Source organism: Streptomyces sp. (genome assembly GCF_035563135.1).
GTDB lineage: Bacteria > Actinomycetota > Actinomycetes > Streptomycetales > Streptomycetaceae > Streptomyces.
In genome coordinates this window covers 1-5861 of sequence record NZ_DATMVN010000758.1, presented here as the reverse complement: position 1 = coordinate 5861, position 5861 = coordinate 1, and the positions used below count along the sequence as shown (strand labels likewise).

Here is a 5861-nt window from a genome sequence, read left to right as displayed (position 1 = left end):
GAAGGATCGCGGCGACGCGCTCCGCGTTCTCCGGCTCGCTCCGTACCAGCCAGCGCAGCTTCGCCACCGGCTGCGCGGCCTGCGGCACGGCCCCGACGGCCTCGGCCCAGGGCTGCCGGCCTCCGAGCCGGTCGACCAGATCCGCCGCGGCGGCCTGCGCCCGCCGGTCGTTGCCGAGCAGCGCCGGCCGCACGAGATTGCCCTGGTGGTCCAGCGGCACCAGGCCGTGCTGCTGAGCGGACACACCGATGGCCTGCACACCTTCGAGCAGCCCTCCGGAGGCCGCCTCACCGAGTGAGAGCAGCCACGCCTGCGGATCCACCTCGGAGGCCTTGGCCTCGACGGGATGCGCGGCGTACCCCTGCCGCAGCACGGCACCGGTGTCCGTGTCACAGACGACGATGTGCGTGAAGGCGGATGAACTGTCCAAGCCGGCCACTATGCCCATGGACAAGATTCTGCCGCACCCGTGGACCGTTCCCGTACCGGACGGGGGTGCCCGGTACGGGAACGGACCTCAGGTGTTCGTCGTCCCCCAGTCGTCACTGCCGTTGTGACCGCTGCGCTCCCGCAGCGAGCGCACCCGCTCGGAGACGGACACGGGGACCCTGTCCCCGACCTTCTCGCTCACCGAGTGGTACGCCTTGCCGGCGAAGTCCCGGCTGCCGTGCGCGGCGGACTCCGCCGCGTTCCGCACAGCGGGATTCTCGGCCAGCGTCTGCGCCGCCTTCTTCAGCTGCTCGTAACGCTCGCGCCCGGCCCGCGTGCCGAGCACGTAACCGAGGGCCACTCCGGCGATGAACGTGAGCCGGTACCGCATGGCTGCCACCCTTCCTTCGCTCCGTGCGACATGTGCTGCCCGCCTACCCGCACACACCCGAGATCACCCCGGGAGATACCGATTGGCGGAGCACCCCCCTGCTTGCGCTAATGTATGTGTCGCAGCGAACGCGCGCCGCCCGGCAGCAGCCAGGTAGGTGCGATTCGAGGCACCGCAGCAATCCCCTGTAGCTCAATTGGCAGAGCAGCCGGCTGTTAACCGGCAGGTTACTGGTTCGAGTCCAGTCGGGGGAGCGCGATCCCCTGTAGCTCAATTGGCAGAGCATTCGGCTGTTAACCGGAGGGTTACTGGTTCGAGTCCAGTCGGGGGAGCGATGCGGGAGAGGGCCCTTCGGGGTCCTTTTTCGTGTGCCCGCGCCGGACGGTCCGTGACTCTTTCGGGGTGATTCCGCACCGCCTGGAACCGGGCAGCAGGCAGCGCTGTCTTCATGGTCACGCGAAGCCGGCCATCCGAAGCAGGAGATCGTATGACCGGCTATGCTGCGGCAGACGGCGCGCACACTTGTACGCGCCACGCCGAAACGGGGCGGTAGCTCAGCCGGTTAGAGCAGCGGACTCATAATCCGTCGGCCGTGGGTTCGAGTCCCACCCGCCCCACCGAGCGTCCCCGGGCAGAATCGTTCTGACCTGGGGAAACGTGGATCGCGTGGCGATTTTCCGTGCGGTACCAGCCGCGCGCCGTGCGGTACCGGCCCGCTGCCGCAGCGTGTCAGCGCACTTCAGACGCTTCTGACCTGGCCCTTTACGGCGGTTGCCTGAGAGGGTGTCCCGGATGTCGCGGGCCGTGCTGCTCGCAGCTTGTCCAGCCGGGTGGTCTGCTCGGCCGTGCTCCTCGCGATGGCTGTGGCCAGTTCCGTCGCCTCGTCGGCCCGGCCATGGGTCTGCTCCTCGGCGCAGAGCAACCGGAACTGCGTGAAACCGGCACGCAGCGCGTCGGTGAGAATCCGGTCGAACGCCTGACCGTCCGTGGCTGCCGCCTTCTCAAGGGTGCCGAGGCTCACCATGCCCGGCATGGTGTGCCCCTCGTGGGGGCGGGTGTCGGGGACGCCTGAGAGACGCAGCACCGCGCGCAGTCGGCGGAGGTCTCCGCGCAGTGCCGATCCGGTCTTCGCCGCCAGCTCGGCCAGGTCCGGGTCCGCCGTGCGGGAGGGAGCCAGATCGGTCAGGAGTTGTGCGCGTTCGGCCATGGGGATCATCAACAGGATCCAAGCGGTGTCGGTGGCGTTGAAGGCCGGTCCCGGCGACGCGCCGGCCGTCGGCTGCGAGGTGCACCCGACGGCCAGCAGCGCCACCACCATGGCGCACGCCGGCCACGGGGTCAGAAGGTGCCGGCGGAGTTGCACTTGGCCTTCTGGGTGATGCAGTCCTTCACGCGGTGCCCGAGAGCGGCGTTGTCCCAGGCGTTGAAGAAGTCGCCGTGGATGGACGATGCCATGCCCGAGGCCAGCCGGAAGCCCGCGGTGCTGCCGCTGGTCGGATAGCTGACGACGAAGGAGAGGTTGGGGATGGCGACAGGGTAGGCACCGCTGCACTTGCCGTCGTAGGCGGTCGCCACGTGCGACTTGTGGTCGGGACTGTCGAGGTTCTTGCCGTCCCAGCAGTCGGGGAAGACGAGTTGGTGGGTGAGATGGGCCTGCGGGGCGCAGCGCGGCCAGTTGCCGTCGGCACTGCGGCCGATCTCACCGCCCTCGCCGGCGCACCAGTACTGGCCCGGCGAGCCCGCCGGGGTGGGCGTCTGGGTCTTGGCGTTGCCCGCGATCATGCGGAACCCCTGGGGGAAGGGCACGGTCGCCGAGGGGTCGGCGAGCCGGGAACCGTAGTACACGGTCATTTCCTCGGCTTCGACGGCCTTGTCGCCTTCGTACAGGGTCGGGATCCAGTACGCCGAGAGGTCGTTGGCAGGGGTGCAACTGGTGGGTGTGTTGGTCAGCAGCGACTGGGCCGTGGAGAACGCGTCGGTGCTCCTGTTGCCGAAGAAGCTGTGCATGTGGGACGCACCGGGCAGGCCCGGCAGGACGATGGGGTCGTCCGGCTTGGAGTGGCTGTAGGAGCAGGTGGCGTTGAACTCCGGGACCCGGACGACACCGGCGGGCACGGCGGCGGGTGTCATCGCACGGAACTGCGCCAACTGGGCGTTCCACTTGGCCTGGTCGATGGGGACCCATCCGGCCGCCGGGCTGTCGCTCGCGTCGGCGAAGGAGAACCAGTTGATGTTGACGAAGTCACCGGCCGCCGTGCTGCGCAGCACGGCGAACACCGTCTGTGAACCGGTGGGATGGGTGGTGACGTCGGTGGCCTGGGTCGTCCAGGTCTGCCAACCGCCGGTCGGGGAGACCGGTATGACGGCGAGCAGTGGTCCGGTCAGGCTGCCGGTCCGGAATTCCACCGTGCCCGAGCCGACGGCGGACGCGATCCGGGCCGACACCGTCAGCCGGCCGGCCGCGCCGAGGTCGACGTTGTCGAAGCGCATCCAGTCGCCGTTGGCGAGGAACGCGGCGTTCTGCCCGCCCCCGATGTCCCCGGTCGCCTCCGGCACGACACCCGACTGGGCCGCGTAGGACTCGGCCTGGACGGTGACCGTCGCGGCCTGGGCCTGCTGGGTCGATACGGTCAAGCTCAGGGCGGCGACCAGCACGACCGCCAGAGTGCTCACCAACAGTGTGTACAGAGGGACGGGATGTCTGCGCATTTCGCTTCCTTACGGGCATCAGGGGTGACGGGTCTGCTCGCCGAAGTACAGCGATGGGGGAGCGGGGGGCGGACAGTGGCGTCTGCCCGCAAGGGGATTCGGGTGCCGCGGACCGCCGCCCACAGGGAGCGGGCGGAGCCGCCCGGGACCTTCGCGGTCACCGGGCGGCCAGGGGTCACTGATAGACCCGCACGTGGTCGACGAGCATTTTGGCGGGGAAGGGGGTGCTGGCGTCTGTCGGGCCCGGCCAGTCCCCTCCGACCGCCAGGTTGAGGATCAGGTAGTGGGGGTGGTCGAAGATCCACGGTCCGCGTGTCTGCTCCACCTGCTCCTTGTCGAGAGTCAGAACGGTCCGGCCGTCCAGGCTGTAGGTGATGCCCTTGCTGTTCCAGTCGGCGACCCAGGTGTGGAAGTCGTCGGAGAAGTCGGCGTTCCCGGGCAGCGTGTACGGCGCGCCGATTCCGCCTCCGCCGTTGTAGGCGGGCGCGTGGACGGTCGAGTACGCGGTCTTCACGTCCTTGCCGAGGATCTCCATGATGTCGATCTCGCCGTTGTACGGCCACGGGCGGCCCGTCAGGAAGTCGGCGCCCATCATCCAGAACGCGGGCCACAGGCCGTTGCCCTTGGGTACCTTGATGCGTGCTTCGACGCGCCCGTAGGTGAACTGGAAGGTCGCGCCGGTGTTCATCCGCGCCGAGGTGTACTGACACGTGGTGCTGCCGCTCAGTGGGTCGGGCGGGCACGACGATCCGGCGGTGGCCTCCTTGCGTGCTTCCAGCACCAGGTGTCCCGCCCCGTCCAGTGCGGCGTTGCGGTGGTCGGTGTAGTACTCCAGCTCGTTGTTGGGCCCGGTGCCCGGATCAGCCCTCCACTTCGACGGGTCAGGCTTGCCGCCCGCGGCGCCGTCGAAGTCGTCGCTCCACACGAGCCGCGGCGGGTTCGTGGGGTCGCTCGGCAGCGGCGGAGGCTGTATCGGATCGCCGCCGGTGCCGTACACCTGGAACTCCCACAGCGAGTAGCCGTAAGGGGTGGCGCGCTGCGTCCCGTACATGCGCACGTAGCGGCCGGTACCGGAGACGGCCAGCGTCTGCTTGAAGCCCGTGCCGGACGTCGTCGAATAGACCGGCGTCCAGTCGGCTCCGTTCGAGGAGACCTGGATCTGGAAGGACTTGGCGTAGGCGGGATCCCACTGCAGGACGACTTTGTCGATCTGTGCCGTCGCGCCGAGATCGACGGAGATCCAGCCCGGATCGGTCCATCCCGTGGTGGGGCTGGTGGCCCAGCGGGAGGCCGGGTCCCGGTCGAATGCCCTGGCCGGCGTGCACTCCCAGCAGTTCTGGTCGCTCTGGGAAGAAGAAGCCGCGCCCGGCCTGCCGTAGGAGAGCAGCCTGGCGGTGTCACCGCCGGGACCGCCGGCGTCGGCAGTGCCGTACACCTGGAACTCCCACAGCGAGTAGCCGTAAGGGGTGGCGCGCTGTGTCCCGTACATGCGCACATAGCGGCCGGTGCCGGAGACGGCCAGGTCCTGGGTGCCGCCCGTGCCGGTGGCCGTCTGGTGGACGACGGTCCAGCTCACCGCGTCGCTCGACACCTCGATCCTGTACGCCTTGCCGTAGGCGGCTTCCCAGTTGAGGACGACCCGGCTGATCCCGGCGCTCGCCCCGAGGTCGATCTGAATCCACTGCGGGTCGGTGAAGGCGCTGGACCAGCGCGTCCCGGGGTCGCCGTCGACGGCGCTACGAGCACTGAAGTTCCCCTCGGTACTTGAGGAGGTGGCGGGCTTTCCCTGTGAGAGGAGCACCTCCGCCGCCTGCGCGGAAGGGGCGGGGAGAGTGATGAAAGCGAGCAGTGAGGCCGCGAGGGCCAGAAGTAAGGCGACGCGGCGCAGCAGCTTTTGCATGGGCGACTCCTCAAGTGGGGGAGGTCAGGGAGCGCTCCCTGAAAGGGAGGATGGAGGGGCTGGTAAAGGCTGTCAAGGCATCTTTCACCTCGAAAAAATAGCGTCGTAACACCTGAGGCCTATGGAGGGAGCGGTCTCTCATGGCCTGGGTGACGCGTCGGCAGTCACGGGGGTGGCGCTGACGGAGACGCCTTTTTGGGCACGCTCGTGTCGCTCCGGCCTGCGGATACGCTGCTGTCATCGCCATGACGCAGAGCCGGAGGTCGTCCCGATGAGAAAACCCGCCCCGCGCACGGACCCGGGCGGCGGCACAGGGGACGGACAGGCATGAAACGCCCCACTCTCGATGTGGTGGCCGCCCGGGCGGGCGTGTCCAAATCGAGCGTCTCCCGGGTCATCAACGGTGAGACGACGGTCGCCCCCCAGATCCGG

6 protein-coding genes and 3 tRNA genes are annotated in these 5861 nt (G+C 68.9%); 4 read left to right on the top strand and 5 right to left on the bottom strand.

Annotated elements, in window-relative coordinates; all coding sequences use genetic code 11:
* On the bottom strand, window positions 1-448 hold a 448-nt coding region (locus VN520_RS33905; protein ID WP_325750784.1), incomplete at its 3' end, for an FGGY family carbohydrate kinase.
* 69 nt (window positions 449-517) lie between these two features.
* Window positions 518-820 carry a YtxH domain-containing protein gene (locus VN520_RS33900; protein ID WP_325750783.1) on the bottom strand — a complete coding sequence of 101 codons (303 nt, stop codon included), beginning with the start codon at window positions 818-820 and terminating at the stop codon, window positions 518-520.
* Between the two features lie 181 nt (window positions 821-1001).
* On the opposite strand from VN520_RS33900, the gene VN520_RS33895 reads away from it, so the two are divergent.
* From VN520_RS33895 to VN520_RS33885, 3 genes are all read left to right on the top strand, one after another.
* A tRNA-Asn gene (locus VN520_RS33895) sits at window positions 1002-1074 on the top strand.
* Between the two features lie 5 nt (window positions 1075-1079).
* Window positions 1080-1152 (top strand) — tRNA-Asn (locus VN520_RS33890).
* A 211-nt stretch (window positions 1153-1363) separates the two neighbouring features.
* Window positions 1364-1437: transfer RNA gene (locus tag VN520_RS33885), tRNA-Ile, on the top strand.
* A gap of 122 nt (window positions 1438-1559) precedes the next feature.
* On the opposite strand, the gene VN520_RS33880 is transcribed toward VN520_RS33885, so the two are convergent.
* The 3 genes from VN520_RS33880 to VN520_RS33870 all read right to left on the bottom strand — a co-directional run bounded on the left by VN520_RS33880 (window position 1560) and on the right by VN520_RS33870 (window position 5429).
* On the bottom strand, window positions 1560-2138 hold the full coding sequence (locus VN520_RS33880; protein ID WP_325750782.1) for a DUF305 domain-containing protein: 579 nt from the start codon (window positions 2136-2138) through the stop codon (window positions 1560-1562).
* A gap of 20 nt (window positions 2139-2158) precedes the next feature.
* The gene (locus VN520_RS33875) at window positions 2159-3493 is read right to left on the bottom strand and encodes a DUF1996 domain-containing protein (RefSeq protein WP_325750781.1); all 1335 of its coding nucleotides are present in this window, start codon (window positions 3491-3493) and stop codon (window positions 2159-2161) included.
* A gap of 211 nt (window positions 3494-3704) precedes the next feature.
* Window positions 3705-5429 (bottom strand): discoidin domain-containing protein, encoded by a 1725-nt coding sequence (locus tag VN520_RS33870; RefSeq protein WP_325750780.1) that lies wholly within the window; start codon window positions 5427-5429, stop codon window positions 3705-3707.
* Between the two features lie 327 nt (window positions 5430-5756).
* On the opposite strand from VN520_RS33870, the gene VN520_RS33865 reads away from it, so the two are divergent.
* Window positions 5757-5861, top strand: a 105-nt coding sequence (locus tag VN520_RS33865) for a LacI family DNA-binding transcriptional regulator (protein ID WP_325750719.1), incomplete at its 3' end; no start/stop codon positions are given.